This is a genomic window from Agrobacterium tumefaciens (genome assembly GCF_031801495.1).
Classification (GTDB): domain Bacteria; phylum Pseudomonadota; class Alphaproteobacteria; order Rhizobiales; family Rhizobiaceae; genus Agrobacterium; species Agrobacterium tumefaciens_K.
In genome coordinates, this window is the sequence record NZ_JAOEGC010000002.1 from 1045966 (window position 1) to 1061101 (window position 15136).

The window sequence follows — 15136 nt, forward strand, 5'->3', positions numbered from 1 at the left end:
CATGCGAATGCGACAATCGATCCCGGCAGCAGGGTTGTTTTGACAAGGCGGCGGCAAAGAAACAATATGGGCTGTTCGCCCGCTTATCGAGAACGTATCTTCCGGCCATGGAACCTGATTCTCAACCACAGCCGAAACGCCCGCTCACGGGGATCTTTTATCTGGTCTTCATGCGGCTGGTGGCCGTTTCGTGTTTCTGGTTCGGCCTGCAGTACTGGGCGATGCTCACCGGCTATTCGCTGGGCGGACATGGTCGCTTCGATCTTCTCAATCTTCCATGGCGTGTTGCGGGTGCGGGGCTTGCCATGGTTTTCCCGGTCGCCGCACTTGGCCTTTGGCTCGGCGCGTCTTGGGGTGCGGCGATGTGGGTCATCGGTGCCGGTGCCCAGATCGCCATGTATAAGGTCTGGCCGCATATCTTCGGCTCAAACACTCTCGTTCCGGTTTTGCACGGCCTCGTGGCAACCGTTTATATACTATTTCTGGTCGCTTTCTGGCTGGATGCGCGTCAGAACGAGGAGCGTGCAAGAATTGATTTACCATGAAAAGAAAGCAATTCGGTCCGTTTTCAGGGTGGTTTTATAGAGTAAGTATTTGATTTTTATGGTGTCGAATAAGTCTCGTCCGGGATTGCCACAACTTCGGTGCTATCTGATCGATGCAGGTAAGTATTTGTTAATCGTAGCTTTTAAGTAGAATTTTATGCGCATTGATTAGGTTCTCACTCAAGGCGGGAGACAAACAAACACACCGCCAAACAAAACAGTGAGGCAGTCATGATCAATACAAACGCAAAGCCGCAGACCATTGTCGCTGACGCACAGGAAGAAACCATCCGTTCGCTCTACATGGAGTCGCTGCACCTTGTTGAGCGTCTTCACCGCCGCCTTCTCGATGTCATCAAGGACGAGTTCGATCGTCAGGGTCGTGATGACGTCAACGCCGTTCAGGCGCTCCTGCTTTTCAACATCGGTAATTCCGAACTGACCGCCGGTGAGCTGCGTTCGCGCGGTTACTACCTTGGCTCGAACGTTTCCTACAACGTCAAGAAGCTGGTTGATCTCGGCCTTATCAACCACCAGCGTTCGCGTGTCGACCGCCGCTCGGTTCGTATCAGCCTGACCGAAAAGGGCCAGCAGATCGCCGAAACGGTAGCCCGCCTTTATGAGCGCCACGTCGGCTCGATCGAAAAGGTCGGCGGCATCGGCTCCGGCGAATTCGCCGAAATGAACAAGCTGCTGCAGCGTCTCGACCGTTTCTGGAACGACTCGATCGCTTACCGCCTGTAATTTCGATTGCAGATTTCCTTCAAAGCCGGACGCAAGGCGATTGCGTCCGGCTTTGCCGTTTCGCCTTGTTTTACAGTGCACACAGCTTCGTGAGAAAAGGGCTGTCGACACGAATTGGCCATATTGATATGGGACCGGCAAAGGCGAAGGAGCCGGCGGTTTCTCCTGCTGTCGCGGCATGTTCCGACTGTTGTGAATAGCACGAGCGTAAAGAGTGTTTCCGGCCGGCAGATGCGTTGTACGTGTTTGTTAATCATATTGGTTTAGGCATTTTTCAGAATGCCTGATTGAGTGGCTGGTAGGTAAAATGACAAAGAAATCCGTTTCCGATCCATTGTCGCGTCGCGCGCTTCTGCGCTCGGCCGTTTCCGTTGGTGCAGCTGCGCTGGCCGCGCCTGCCCTGGCGCAGGACGCGTTTAACGACCTGATGGGTTCCTCCCGCCGTGGCAACTGGGATGACCAGTTCGACGCCAACACCTCGCGTTCTGCGGTCGGTGTCGTCTCCAACAACCCGGTCCTCGGATCGGAAGCGCCGATCTACATGCAGCAGGCGATCATGCAGTATCAGCAGATCGTCCAGAACGGCGGCTGGCCTGACGTGCCGCCAAGCCAGCAGCGTCTTCAGATCGGTGTCAGCGATTCTTCGGTGCAGGCTTTGCGCCAGCGTCTGATGGTGTCCGGCGATCTGCCCCGCGAGGCCGGTATCTCCAGTGCTTTCGATTCCTACGTGGACGGCGCGTTGAAGCGTTTCCAGGCTCGCCATGGCCTTCCGGCCGATGGCGTGATTGGCGAATACACCACGAAGGCGCTCAATGTTTCTGCGCAGATCCGTCTGGCGCAGCTGCAGACGAACCTCGTGCGTATCGATTCTATGTCGGGCGATCTCGGCCAGCGTCACCTGATGGTGAACATCCCGGCGGCCGCCATCGAAGCCGTTGAAAACGGTCGCGTCGTCCTTCGCAACACGGCCGTCGTCGGCCGCGCCAGCCGCCCGACGCACGTGATCAACTCCAAGGTCTACGAGGTCATCCTCAACCCGTACTGGACCGCGCCGCGCTCGATCGTCGAGAAAGACATCGTGCCTTTGATGCAGAAGGACCCGACATATCTGGAGCGGAACAACATCCGCCTCATCGATGGCAAGGGACAGGAAGTCTCGCCGACCACGGTGGACTGGTTTGCGCCAAAGGCGCCGAACCTGATGTTCCGTCAGGATCCGGGCAAGATCAACGCGATGTCCTCGACGAAGATCAACTTCCACAATCCGCACAACGAATACATGCACGACACGCCGCAGCAGGGCCTATTCAACAAGCTGATGCGTTTCGAATCCTCCGGCTGCGTACGCGTGCAGAACGTTCGCGACCTGACGTCCTGGCTTCTGCGCGACACGCCCGGCTGGTCGCGTCAGGAGATGGAGCGCGTCATCGCCTCGCGCGTCAACACGCCCATCAAGCTTGCACAGGAAGTGCCGGTCTATTTCGTCTACATCACCGCCTGGTCGGCAAAGGACGGCGTGGTGCAGTTCCGTGACGATATCTATGGCAAGGACGGCAATGCCGAGCTGGCGCTCAACACCACGAGCGGCATGGAGCAACCTGCCGGAGCCGTGGATGACGACCTGCTGCCGCGCAACTAACCGAGGTCGGATAGCCTGAAATTTCCAAAGCCCGCGCCTTCCGGTGCGGGCTTTTGTTTTTAGCGGCCGGTTTTGCCCGGCTGAAATGTCGTTTTTTCCGGCGACGTCGCAGTTTGACGGGCAAATCTCGCTGCCCGTATTGCTCTTGAAGGGGGAGGGCGCTAAGACGCCTTCGCATTACTGTTTCAGGAGCCTTCACCATGTCGAACACAGATGCTTTCTTCTCCCGTCCGCTTGCCGATGTCGATCCGGAAATTTTTGGCGCGATCGAGAAGGAACTCGGTCGCCAGCGCCACGAGATCGAACTGATCGCCTCGGAAAACATCGTTTCCCGCGCCGTGCTGGAAGCCCAAGGGTCGATCATGACCAACAAGTACGCTGAAGGTTATCCGGGCAAGCGCTACTACGGTGGCTGCCAGTTCGTTGATATCGCTGAAGAGCTTGCTATCGAGCGCGCCAAGAAGCTGTTCGGCGTCAACTTCGCCAACGTTCAGCCGAACTCCGGTTCGCAGATGAACCAGGCCGTATTCCTTGCGCTGCTACAGCCGGGCGATACCTTCATGGGCCTCGACCTGAACTCGGGTGGTCACCTGACGCACGGTTCGCCGGTCAACATGTCCGGCAAGTGGTTCAATGTGGTGTCCTACGGCGTTCGCGAAGGCGACAACCTGCTCGACATGGATGACGTTGCCGAGAAGGCCCGTACCCACAAGCCGAAGCTCATTATTGCTGGCGGCACGGCCTATTCTCGCATCTGGGACTGGAAGCGCTTCCGCGAAATCGCTGATGAAGTTGGCGCTTACCTGATGGTCGACATGGCCCACATCGCCGGTCTGGTTGCCGGTGGCCAGCACCCGTCGCCGTTCCCGCATTGCCACGTTGCAACGACGACGACGCACAAGTCGCTCCGCGGCCCGCGTGGTGGCGTGATCCTGACCAACGATGAGGATCTGGCCAAGAAGTTCAACTCGGCTGTCTTCCCCGGTCTTCAGGGCGGCCCGCTGATGCACATCATCGCTGCCAAGGCCGTTGCCTTCGGTGAGGCGCTGCAGCCTGAGTTCAAGGATTATGCGGCACAGATCGTCAAGAACGCCAAGGCACTGGCCTCGACGCTGATCGAAGGCGGTCTCGACGTCGTTTCCGGCGGCACCGACAACCACTTGATGCTGGTCGACCTTCGCAAGAAGAACGCCACCGGCAAGCGTGCGGAAGCAGCCCTCGGGCGCGCCTATATCACCTGCAACAAGAACGGTATTCCGTTCGACCCTGAAAAGCCTTTCGTCACCTCCGGCGTACGCCTCGGCGCACCGGCTGGCACGACGCGCGGCTTCAAGGAAGCTGAATTCCGCGAAATCGGCAAGCTGATCGTCGAGGTTCTCGATGGCCTGAAGGTTGCCAATTCGGATGAAGGCAATTCTGCCGTCGAGGCTGCGGTTCGCGAGAAGGTCGTCGCTCTGACCGATCGCTTCCCCATGTACCCGTACATGTAAGAAGGAACTGTAGATGCGCTGCCCTTTTTGCGGTTCTGAAGACACGCAGGTCAAGGACTCTCGTCCGGCGGAGGATAACACCTCCATCCGCCGGCGGCGCATCTGCCCGGATTGTGGCGGCCGCTTCACGACCTATGAGCGCGTGCAACTGCGCGAGTTGATGGTCATCAAGAAAAGCGGTCGCAAGCTGCCGTTCGATCGGGAAAAGCTCGTGCGATCCTTCGAGATCGCTCTGCGCAAACGCCCTGTTGATCGCGACCGGATCGAGCGTGCCGTTTCCGGTATCGCCCGTCGTCTGGAAAGCTCCGGCGAGACGGAAATTCCATCCGAAGAAATCGGCCTGCAGGTTCTGGAAGCGTTGAAGAGCCTCGATGACGTGGCCTTTGTGCGCTACGCTTCGGTCTACCGCGATTTCAGCCACGCCGAAGATTTTGAAAACGTCATCGCCGAGATCAACGCCAAGATTGCGCGTGATACGGAAGGTGGGGTCTGATCGTGACGACCCGTGCTGATGACGAAAGGTTCATGGCGCGGGCGATCGCTGTCTCCCTGCGCCATCAGGGCCAGACCGACACCAATCCCTCCGTCGGCTGTGTGCTCGTCAAGGATGGCGAAATCGTCGCCGAAGCCGTAACTGCGATCGGCGGACGCCCGCATGCCGAGCGTCAGGCGCTCGAACTGGCGGGCGATGCAGCACGCGGCGCAACGGCCTATGTAACCCTCGAACCCTGTTCCCATTGGGGCAGGACGCCACCCTGCGCCAATGCCCTGGTCGACTTTGGCGTCGCGCGCGTCGTCGTGGCTGTCGATGACCCCGATGAACGTGTCTCCGGACGTGGATATGAGATATTGCGCGCCGCTGGCATCAAGGTGGAAACTGGTCTGATGCGAGAGGAAGGCAGGCGTGCTCTTGCCGGATACCTCACGCGCAAGATCAAAAGTCGCCCGCATGTGATTCTGAAACTTGCCGTTTCTGCCGATGGCATGATTGGTCGGAAAGGCGAGGGGCAGGTGGCGATTACCGGGCGGGAAGCGCGCCGCGCCGTGCATGAACTGAGAGCGCGCTGTGACGCGATCCTCGTCGGCATAGGCACCGCGATTGCTGACGATCCCGAACTCACCGTCCGTATTGAAGGTATGGAACGCCGTTCGCCGGTTCGCATCGTTCTGGATCGCAGGCTCGAATTGCCGCTCACCTCCAAGCTGGTGAAGACGGCAAGAGAAGTGCCGGTCATCGACGTTACCAACATCTCTGCGACGGGTGCTGAAAACCACATCCGTTTTCTGGCTGGTGGGCAGCTGGAAGCTGCAGGCGTCGAGATCCTTGAAGTATCCAACCTGAAAGACCTGCTGCACAGGCTTGCCGAACGCGGCATGTCCGAGCTTCTGGTCGAAGGCGGTGCGTCGGTTGCCAGGGCATTTCTCGATGCCGGGTTGGTGGATCGCATCCTGATGTTCGAAAGCCCCGTTGCTGTCGGCGAAGATGGGGTTGAAACGCCGCTTCGCCGTGCCGATATCCCGGGCGATTATGTGCTCGTCGGCGAAACCGCCTTTGGCGAGGATCGCTGCTTCGATTTTGAAAGGCCGCTTTGATGTTTACCGGAATTGTCACCGATGTTGGAACCGTGTCCGAGCTCGAGGCTCTGCCGGAAGGTGTGCGCCTTCGCGTGGCGACCAACTATGATCCTGAGACCATCGACATGGGAGCTTCCATTTCGCATGGCGGCGTTTGTCTGACGGTCACGAAACTGCCGGACACCGGCAGCAACGAGCGCTGGTATGAGGTGGAGGCCTGGGAAGAAGCGCTGCGCCTGACGACGATTGCCAGCTGGCAGAAGGGTACGCATGTCAATCTCGAACGAGCCCTGAAGATCGGTGACGAACTCGGTGGTCACATCGTTTCCGGCCATGTGGACGGCAAGGCGGAAATCCTGTCGGTCGAGTCGGAAGGCGAGGCGGTTCGCATTCGCCTTCGCGCACCGGAGCATCTGGCGAGGTTCGTTGCACCGAAGGGTTCGGTAGCGCTAGATGGCACGTCGCTCACCGTCAACGCCGTCGAGGGCGCGGATTTCGACGTGCTCCTGATCCGCCACACACTGGCCGTCACCACATGGGGCGAGCGCCAGGCCGGCGATTTCGTCAATTTTGAAGTCGATACCATGGCGCGTTACGCCGCGCGGCTGGCGGAGTTCCCTTCGAAATAATGCCAAGGGCGCCGTCTGGCGCCCTGACACAAATTGGCTTGGGGAGGGGATTTCGACATGCCGTCATTGGAAGTGCTGACCGCCTTTTTTGTCACCACTGCGCTGTTCGCCTACATTCCCGGTCCCGCGATGCTTTATGCCGCAGCCCATACCATGGCGCGTGGCCGTTTTGCAGGGCTGATGGCAGTCCTCGGTATACACGTCGGCTGCTACTTCCATATCGTCGCGGCATCCGCTGGCCTTTCGATGCTGTTTCAGGCCGTTCCGTGGCTTTATCTGGCGGTCAAGCTGGGCGGTGCGCTTTACCTGATCTGGCTCGGCTTCTCCATGCTGCGCGCCAAGCTTGAGGGCGAAAACGTCAATCTCGCCATTGAGCCGAAATCAGCGCGACGGGCGTTCATCGACAGTATCATCGTCGATGTGCTGAACCCGAAGACCGCGCTGTTCTTTCTGGCTTTTCTTCCGCAGTTCGTTGATCCAACGGCCGCCTTTCCGGTCTGGTTGCAATTCCTTATCCTCGGCATTGCCGTAAATTTCATATTCTCGTCGGCCGATCTTGTCGGCGTGCTGCTGGCGGGCGCAATGGTCGGGCGTTTGAAGCGTTCCAGTGCCGTGCAGGTGCTGGCGAGGCGTGCGGCCGGAACCGTGTTGATGGGCCTTGGCGTCCATCTGGCCTTCCAGAAAAGCTGACGAAAACCGCTGAAATCCAGCGTGCCACGGCGCGTTAAACCGGCCGGGTTGGGCAGCCATGCGTTAAAAATACTTGCCAAGAACGGCAAGCCGTGGTTTGACCGCCCCAAAAGCCGGTTTGATCCGGCGCGAACCTTTTCAGGAAAATTCCATGTCCAAGCCTCATCTTCTCATCGTGGAAGCACGTTTTTACGATGATATGTCCGACGCTCTTCTCGATGGCGCAAAGTTCGCGCTCGATGAAGCCGGTGCGACCTATGATATCATCACCGTCCCCGGTGCGCTGGAAATCCCGCCGGCAATCGCCATGGCGCTTGATGCAGCAGACAATGACGGCACCGAATACGACGGTTTCGTCGCGCTTGGCATGGTCATCCGTGGTGAAACCTACCACTTCGATATCGTTTCCAACGAGTCGTCCCGCGCCCTGATGGACCTTGCCGTCAGCGAGTCGCTGGCCATCGGCAACGGCATCATGACCGTGGAGAACGACGATCAGGCGTGGGCGCGTGTCCGTCGCTCCGACAAGGACAAGGGTGGCTTTGCCGCTCGCGCCGCGCTGACCATGATCGAACTCAAGAAGAAACTGGGTGGCTGAGCGCATGTCGAACGTTGAAAACGGCGGTGCACCTCGTCAGCCTTCGGTCAAGCCGGTCAACCAGCGGGGCGCAGCGCGCCTGGCTGCCGTGCAGGCGCTCTATCAGATGGATGTCGGCGGCACCGGCGTGATGGAAGTCGTGGCCGAATACGAAGCGCATCGTCTCGGTCAGGAAGTCGACGGCGATACCTACCTCAAGGCCGATCCTTCGTGGTTCCGCTCGATCGTCTCCGGTGTTGTCCGCGATCAGACGAAGATCGATCCGCTGGTGCGCTCCGCACTTCTGGAGGACTGGCCGCTGTCGCGTCTCGATGCCACAGTGCGCGCCATCCTGCGCGCCGGCACTTTCGAGATTCTTGAGCGCAAGGACGTTCCGGTTGCCGTCGTCGTTACCGAATATGTTGAGATTGCCCGCGCCTTTTTTGCCGAAGACGAGCCGAAGCTCGTCAATGCGGTACTTGACCGCATTGCCAAGCAGGTTCGTGGCGAGGTAAAACGCTGACCATTCCCATGTGAGGAAAATATGAGCGCTGTGACCACCTCCGGATTTGATGCGACGATGAAGGAGGCGCGGCGCAACGTTCATCTTCTCACGTTGGCGCAGGCGATCATGGGTGCCTGCGCCCCACTATCCATCTCGGTTGGCGGCATCGCCGGTTATCAATTGCTCGGCGCTGACAAGTCGCTGGCAACCGCGCCCTTGACCGGATTCAACGTAGGCGTCGCTGTCGGCGCAATCGGTGTTGCCGCAACCGCCCGTTTTTCGGGTCGAAAGGCGGCTTTCGTATTCGGTGCCATGGTCGGCGCGCTTGGCGGGGCCGTCGCCTCTCTGGCACTGTTCCGCAGCGATTTCTGGCTGTTTGCCCTCGGAATGCTGCTGATTGGCGTGTCGGGCGGTTTCACCCAGAAAATACGCTTTGCCGCAGCCGATGCCTCGCCCTCCAGCTACAAGCCCACGGCGATCTCCTGGATTCTGGCAGGAGGCATCGTTTCCGCGATCCTCGGTCCGCAACTATCCATCCTCGGCAAGGATATCTTTTCGCCGGTCACCTTTGCCGGTGGCTTTCTGGCAATCATTCCGCTCGAAATCATAGCTATTGTCGTACTTGCGTTCATCAGGCTGCCGGACATGCGTAACGCGGCGGTCGGCGCAGAGATGCCGCGTCCGCTATCGCAGATCGCGCGAACGCCACGTTTCCTTGTCGGCATGATCTGCGGTATCGGGACCTATGCCCTCATGACCTTCACCATGACAGGCGCGCCGCTGGCCATGGTTGTCGGCTGTGGATTCCCCACCGAACTTGCAACGCTCGGCATCCAATGGCACGTCCTTGCCATGTTCGGGCCAAGCTTCTTTACCGGCATGCTGGTGAAAAGGTTCGGCGCTGAAAAGGTCGTGGTTGGCGGTCTTCTCATCCTCATGGCCTGCGCCGTTGTTGCCCATATGGGTGTTGAACTGTGGAACTTCTGGCTGGCGCTGGTGCTGCTGGGCATTGGCTGGAATTTCGGTTTCATCGGCGCGACAGCCATCGTCGCATCCACCTACCGGCCCCACGAGGCGGACAAGGTTCAGGGTTTTCATGACATCGTGCTGTTTGGTGCCGTGGCCATGTCGTCCTTCTCCTCCGGCAAGATATTCACCACATGGGGATGGTCCGTGATGAACCTTGTCATCTGGCCCGTTGCCGGCCTCTGCCTGTTGCTGGTTCTGTCATTGCTGCTGACCTCGCGCAGAAATCCCGCTTGAGGTCATCGCGACACTCTACACCTTTCATGTTTCAGGCAAATTTGTGGGGTTGACGCCACGCCTTCGGGCAACGCAATCTCGACGTGCGGTTGTTTTTTTCTTGGGAGGGGAACAAACGGCCGCAGCACATGGTTTCGCCGCGCCGGGGAGGGAGTGAGACCCGGCCTTTTGGGAGGTAAGTGCGCATGACCGTAATACCCATTGTAATTTTATGCGGTGTCTTGTCCGTGGTTTACGCGGGATGGGCAACGAAAAGCGTTCTTGATGCCGATGAGGGCAACGAACGCATGCGGGAAATAGCGGGTTATATCCGCGAGGGTGCGCAGGCTTATCTCACTCGTCAGTATCTCACCATAGCCATCGTCGGACTGATCGTGGCGGTCCTCGCCTGGTATCTCCTTTCGTCTCTGGCGGCCATCGGCTTCATCATAGGCGCTGTCCTTTCAGGTGCCGCCGGTTTTGTCGGCATGCACGTCTCGGTGCGCGCCAATCTGCGCACAGCGCAGGCTGCGTCTCACAGCCTGTCGTCTGGCCTGGACATCGCCTTCAAGTCCGGTGCGATCACCGGCATGCTGGTTGCCGGTCTGGCGCTGCTTGGTGTGTCGATCTATTATTTCATCCTGACATCGGTGCTGGGTCATCCGGCAGGATCGCGTGAAGTGATCGATTCGCTGGTGTCCCTCGGTTTCGGTGCATCGCTGATCTCGATCTTTGCCCGTCTCGGCGGTGGTATCTTCACCAAGGGGGCCGATGTCGGTGGCGATCTGGTGGGAAAGGTGGAAGCGGGCATTCCGGAAGATGATCCACGCAACCCTGCGACCATCGCCGACAACGTGGGGGACAATGTTGGCGACTGCGCCGGTATGGCCGCCGACCTCTTCGAAACCTATGCCGTCTCCGTTGTGGCGACCATGGTGCTTGCCGCGATCTTCTTCGCCGGAACGCCGGTGCTGGAAAGTGCGATGGTCTATCCGTTGGCCATCTGCGGTGCTTGCATTCTGACCTCCATTGCAGGAACATTCTTCGTCAAGCTCGGCACCAACAACTCCATCATGGGCGCGCTCTACAAGGGACTGATCGCAACCGGCATCTTTTCCATCGCCGGTCTCGCTGTTGCGACGTTCGGTACGGTCGGGTGGGGACCGGTCGGCACGGTCGCCGGCATGGAAATCACCGGAACGAACCTGTTCTTCTGCGGCATCATCGGTCTGGTCGTGACGGCATTGATCGTCGTGATCACCGAATATTATACCGGCACCAACAAGCGTCCCGTCAATTCCATAGCGCAGGCGTCAGTCACCGGCCATGGCACCAACGTCATTCAGGGACTTGCAGTGTCACTGGAATCGACAGCTCTTCCCGCCATTGTCATCGTTGGCGGCATCATCACCACCTACCAGCTTGGCGGCCTTTTCGGCACCGGTATCGCGGTGACCGCAATGCTTGGCCTTGCGGGGATGATCGTCGCGCTCGATGCCTTCGGTCCCGTGACAGACAATGCTGGCGGCATTGCGGAAATGGCTGGTCTTGACCCGGACGTCCGCAAGGCGACTGACGCTCTGGACGCGGTGGGTAACACCACGAAAGCTGTGACCAAGGGGTACGCCATCGGCTCCGCGGGGCTTGGCGCGCTGGTCCTGTTTGCTGCCTATTCGAACGACCTGTCCTATTTCGCCGCAAACGGCGATACCTATCCCTATTTCAAGGATATCGGCGAGATTTCCTTCAGCCTTTCCAACCCGTATGTCGTCGCTGGCCTGCTGTTCGGTGGCCTCATCCCCTACCTCTTCGGCGGTATCGCCATGACGGCGGTGGGTAAGGCCGCAAGCTCCATCGTGGAAGAGGTTCGTCGCCAGTTCCGCGAAAAGCCCGGCATTATGGCTGGAACGGAAAAGCCTGATTACGGCAAGGCCGTCGACCTGCTGACGAAGGCTGCGATCAAGGAGATGATTATTCCATCTCTGCTGCCGGTTCTGGCGCCCATTGTCGTTTATTTTGGTGTGTTGCTGATTTCCGGATCGAAGGCGTCCGCCTTCGCGGCGCTTGGCGCATCGCTGCTCGGCGTCATCATCAACGGTCTGTTTGTGGCGATTTCCATGACGTCCGGTGGTGGCGCCTGGGACAACGCCAAAAAAAGCTTTGAAGACGGCTTCGTCGACAAGGACGGCGTACGCCACGTCAAGGGTTCGGACGCCCACAAGGCATCCGTGACTGGCGATACGGTTGGCGATCCTTACAAGGATACCGCAGGTCCCGCCGTCAACCCGGCCATCAAGATCACGAATATCGTGGCCCTGCTGTTGCTGGCGATTCTCGCAGGCTGACGATCCGGCCGTAATCACGAACAAGAAAGGCCCGTGGATCGCTCCACGGGCCTTCGTTTTATGATCCGAACCTGCCGGTTCCGGTTAGTTGTTGGCTTCCGAACCCAGAATGCTCTTGGCGATGTTGGCGCCGGATGTGCCGCCCGACAGAAGCTGCTGCAGGAAGGTAAGATCCTTGCCGCCGGTCGGCGTCGTGCGGGAAATCGTGTCGAAGACCTTGCCGTCCTGAAGCGTATAATTGGCCTTGCGCTCGATCACGCCATCCTTGTTGAAGTAGATGGCCAGAATGTTCTGTTCGACCAGCTGCGGCTTCATGAACGCGGCTTTGCGCACGCGCTTCTGCGAGATGTAATAGAAGACTTCGTTCCCGAAGGTCGCCGTCGTCGATGGAGTGCCCATCGTCAGCAGAACCTGTTCGCGGCTGGAGCCTTCCGGAATGAGTGGCAGCGACTGTTCGTCCATCACATAGCCGTTATGGAAAACGTCGGTGGTGCTGCTGCAGGCGGAAAGCAGACCGGCTGAGAGCACAACGGCGATGGCGGTCGCGCTCAGGGTCTTGCGGTAACGTGGCGATTTCTGCGTGCTCAACTGCGACTCCCCGACTGCGGTCATATATCATACCTTCCGGCATTACGTGGTGCACAGTCTCTGTACACATGATTATGTCAATCCGGGGACGGACACCTCCGCTTCCCCCCGAATGCAGTGCTTTCGCGAACCCCAGAATCTCCTCCGGTTCTCTTCGACTGTTTCAGCCAAAGGATGAACGTGACCGCGACGGCATTGCAATTCGTGGATGCTTCGGTAAACCAGCTTTCACGATCATGCAACAAGTGCGGTGAATAGGAATCGAAATCACCGGTTCTGTTCGGAAAAAACGATGATATTCGGGCTGTTCAAGAAGAGAAATAACAACCGCGTCATAGTCGACCGCCAATATACGGTGCTGACAACGGCCGCGCGCACCCCTGCGTTTTATCTGGACATGGGCGTTCCGGACACCGTGATGGGCCGTTTCGAGATGCTTGCGGCCATTATGATTCTCTATTTCCGTCGCACGAAGTCGTCGGACGTCAGCGGTCAGGAGATCGCACAGGAGATTGTCGACGCCTTTTTTCAGGACCTCGATCACTCGATGCGAGAACTTGGCATAGGCGATCAGGGCGTGCCGAAGCGCATGAAGAAGTTCGCGGGCATGTTTTACGGACGGCTCGAATCCTATGCCGCGGCACTTGATGCTTCAGATTCCAATGCTCTTGCGGTGGCCCTCAAGCGCAATATATATCCGCAATCAGATGAAGCCGCGCCCGACATGATGGCGCTGGCACAATGGATGATGAAAGCATCAGATGCTCTTTCCGCGCAATCCGAAGATACGGTTGCGACCGGAAGCCTGACGCTTCCCTTGCCCGGACAGTGAGGTTCAACATGAACGCGCGACACGCAGCAAATGATGACGTGCCTTTTTCCTATCCCGTGAAGGTAGGCCATATTTCCGCCAATCCCGTCAGGATTGGTCTGGAAGCCGATGCCGAGGAACTGAAGGCGCTGGCTAAATTCTGGGATGTGGTTTCCGTCGAATACCTCAAGGCGGAGCTGCAGGTATCCCGCTGGAAAAAGGATGGGGTGAAGATCAAGGGCGAGGTGCACGCTGCCATCACCCAGTCCTGCGTCGTGACACTGGAGCCTGTTTCGAGCAAGATCGATGAAACGCTCGAGCAGATTTTCGTTCCGGAAGGATCGAAGCTGGCGCGAATGGTGACGAATGAGGAAGGCGAGATCGTGCTCGATCCCGATGGCCCCGATATTCCCGACCAGTTCACCGGCGACAGCATCGACCTTGGGACGGTGGTAACGGAATTCGCGGCGCTGGCCATCGATCCTTATCCGCGCAGAGCCGACGTGGAATTCGCAGGCTTTGGTGAAAAGGAAGCGGAGCAGGAAAAACGCCCGTCCCCCTTTGCGGTGCTGAAAGACTGGAAAAAAGACTGAATGCCCTCCAGGGGCGGAATAATTTGATTGTAACAAAAGCCGGAAAAGGTATTTTCGCGCAAATTTCCGCTGCACTGGCAGCAAGAAGGACAAGGGACGAGTGATCAGAATTGCAATTGACGTCATGGGCGGCGACTTCGGTCCCGAGGTTGCCATCCCAGGTGCTGCCAAGGCGCTTGACCGGCACAACGATGTGACTTTTCTGCTCTACGGGCAGAAGAGCAAATGCGAACCCATTCTGGCACAGTATCCCGCACTCCGGGAAAAGTCGGTTTTTCACGATTGCGAAGTGTCGGTCGGCATGGACGAAAAGCCAAGCCAGGCGCTGCGTCGCGGACGTTATGTTTCCTCCATGTGGCGTGCCATCGAGGCCGTTAAACTGGGTGAGGCCGATGTGGTCATCTCTGCGGGCAATACCGGCGCGCTGATGGCGATGGCCAAGTTCTGCCTGCGCACCATGGCTCGGGTCGAACGTCCGGCGATTGCCGGCATCTGGCCAACGCTGAAAGGCGAGAGCATCGTTCTTGATGTCGGCGCGACGATCGGAGCCGATTCCCAGCAGCTTCTCGACTTCGCCCTGATGGGCGGCGCGATGGCGCGGGCGCTGTTTGACATCGATCGTCCGACTGTCGGCCTGCTGAATGTCGGCGTCGAAGAGGTCAAGGGACAGGATGAGGTCCGCGAGGCGGGCCGCCTGATCCGCGAGGCCGATCTCGCTACCATCGATTATCGCGGTTTTGTCGAAGGTGACGATATCGGCAAGGGCACCGTTGATGTCGTCGTGACCGAAGGTTTTACCGGCAACATCGCGCTGAAAGCCGCGGAGGGTACGGCGCGCCAGATCACAACGCTGCTACGTGAAGCGATTTCCCGCAGCTTCATCGCCAAGATCGGCTATCTTCTCGCGAAGAGCGCCTTCGATGTGCTGCGCGAGAAAATGGATCCGCGCAAGGTGAACGGTGGCGTGTTCCTCGGCCTGAACGGCATTGTGATCAAGAGCCATGGCGGTACGGACGCGCTTGGTTTCGCGTCTGCCGTCGATGTCGGCTACGACATGGTTCACAACGGTCTTACTGCGAAAATAGAAAACGATCTCAAGATTTACCACGCAAGACGGCTTCCGCCACCGGCGCCTGAAGCTCTCGTGGCTGACGAGGAATAAC

The 15136-nt window shown here is 58.6% G+C and carries 16 protein-coding genes; 15 read left to right on the forward strand and 1 reads right to left on the reverse strand.

Annotated features, from left to right (window positions below; genetic code table 11):
* Nucleotides 1–107: 107 nt before the first annotated feature.
* The 12 genes from N7578_RS14510 to N7578_RS14565 all read left to right on the forward strand — a co-directional run bounded on the left by N7578_RS14510 (nt 108) and on the right by N7578_RS14565 (nt 11981).
* Entirely contained in the window at nt 108–545 is a 438-nt protein-coding gene (locus N7578_RS14510; RefSeq protein ID WP_311111008.1) for a DUF6163 family protein, read from the forward strand.
* Nucleotides 546–779: 234 nt separating this feature from the next.
* Entirely contained in the window at nt 780–1289 is a 510-nt protein-coding gene (gene ldtR, locus N7578_RS14515) for a transcriptional regulator LdtR (RefSeq protein ID WP_422646728.1), read from the forward strand.
* Nucleotides 1290–1596: 307 nt separating this feature from the next.
* Nucleotides 1597–2928 carry a murein L,D-transpeptidase gene (locus N7578_RS14520; RefSeq protein WP_311111010.1) on the forward strand — a complete coding sequence of 444 codons (1332 nt, stop codon included), beginning with the start codon at nt 1597–1599 and terminating at the stop codon, nt 2926–2928.
* Nucleotides 2929–3128: 200 nt separating this feature from the next.
* Complete coding sequence (gene glyA / locus N7578_RS14525; protein ID WP_311111011.1) at nt 3129–4418, forward strand: serine hydroxymethyltransferase; 1290 nt, start codon at nt 3129–3131, stop codon at nt 4416–4418.
* A 13-nt stretch (nt 4419–4431) separates the two neighbouring features.
* Nucleotides 4432–4911 carry a transcriptional regulator NrdR gene (gene nrdR, locus N7578_RS14530; protein ID WP_138795644.1) on the forward strand — a complete coding sequence of 160 codons (480 nt, stop codon included), beginning with the start codon at nt 4432–4434 and terminating at the stop codon, nt 4909–4911.
* A 2-nt stretch (nt 4912–4913) separates the two neighbouring features.
* Nucleotides 4914–6011: a bifunctional diaminohydroxyphosphoribosylaminopyrimidine deaminase/5-amino-6-(5-phosphoribosylamino)uracil reductase RibD gene (gene ribD / locus N7578_RS14535; RefSeq protein ID WP_311111012.1), complete on the forward strand. Its 1098-nt coding sequence runs from the start codon at nt 4914–4916 to the stop codon at nt 6009–6011.
* Nucleotides 6011–6622, forward strand: coding sequence for a riboflavin synthase (locus tag N7578_RS14540; protein WP_311111013.1), 612 nt, complete (start codon nt 6011–6013; stop codon nt 6620–6622). The genes ribD and N7578_RS14540 overlap by 1 nt, the downstream gene beginning before the upstream one ends.
* Nucleotides 6623–6679: 57 nt before the next feature.
* Nucleotides 6680–7312: a LysE family translocator gene (locus N7578_RS14545; protein ID WP_311111014.1), complete on the forward strand. Its 633-nt coding sequence runs from the start codon at nt 6680–6682 to the stop codon at nt 7310–7312.
* A gap of 151 nt (nt 7313–7463) precedes the next feature.
* A complete protein-coding gene (gene ribH, locus N7578_RS14550; RefSeq protein WP_311111015.1) occupies nt 7464–7910 on the forward strand; it encodes a 6,7-dimethyl-8-ribityllumazine synthase in 447 nt (148 codons plus the stop codon).
* A 4-nt stretch (nt 7911–7914) separates the two neighbouring features.
* Nucleotides 7915–8412 (forward strand): transcription antitermination factor NusB, encoded by a 498-nt coding sequence (gene nusB, locus N7578_RS14555; RefSeq protein WP_311111016.1) that lies wholly within the window; start codon nt 7915–7917, stop codon nt 8410–8412.
* A gap of 21 nt (nt 8413–8433) precedes the next feature.
* Nucleotides 8434–9657, forward strand: coding sequence for an MFS transporter (locus N7578_RS14560; RefSeq protein WP_311111017.1), 1224 nt, complete (start codon nt 8434–8436; stop codon nt 9655–9657).
* A gap of 185 nt (nt 9658–9842) precedes the next feature.
* The gene (locus N7578_RS14565) at nt 9843–11981 is read left to right on the forward strand and encodes a sodium-translocating pyrophosphatase (protein ID WP_311111018.1); all 2139 of its coding nucleotides are present in this window, start codon (nt 9843–9845) and stop codon (nt 11979–11981) included.
* Between the two features lie 84 nt (nt 11982–12065).
* On the opposite strand, the gene N7578_RS14570 is transcribed toward N7578_RS14565, so the two are convergent.
* Entirely contained in the window at nt 12066–12593 is a 528-nt protein-coding gene (locus tag N7578_RS14570) for an outer membrane protein assembly factor BamE (RefSeq protein WP_311111019.1), read from the reverse strand.
* Nucleotides 12594–12861: 268 nt separating this feature from the next.
* Between N7578_RS14570 and N7578_RS14575 the strand changes: the two genes are divergently transcribed.
* The 3 genes from N7578_RS14575 (at nt 12862) to plsX (ending at nt 15135) form a co-directional block, all read left to right on the forward strand.
* The gene (locus N7578_RS14575; RefSeq protein WP_311111020.1) at nt 12862–13401 is read left to right on the forward strand and encodes a ubiquinol-cytochrome C chaperone family protein; all 540 of its coding nucleotides are present in this window, start codon (nt 12862–12864) and stop codon (nt 13399–13401) included.
* A gap of 8 nt (nt 13402–13409) precedes the next feature.
* A complete protein-coding gene (locus N7578_RS14580) occupies nt 13410–13973 on the forward strand; it encodes a DUF177 domain-containing protein (protein WP_311111021.1) in 564 nt (187 codons plus the stop codon).
* 100 nt (nt 13974–14073) lie between these two features.
* Nucleotides 14074–15135: a phosphate acyltransferase PlsX gene (gene plsX, locus N7578_RS14585; RefSeq protein ID WP_311111022.1), complete on the forward strand. Its 1062-nt coding sequence runs from the start codon at nt 14074–14076 to the stop codon at nt 15133–15135.
* Nucleotide 15136: the final 1 nt, after the last annotated feature.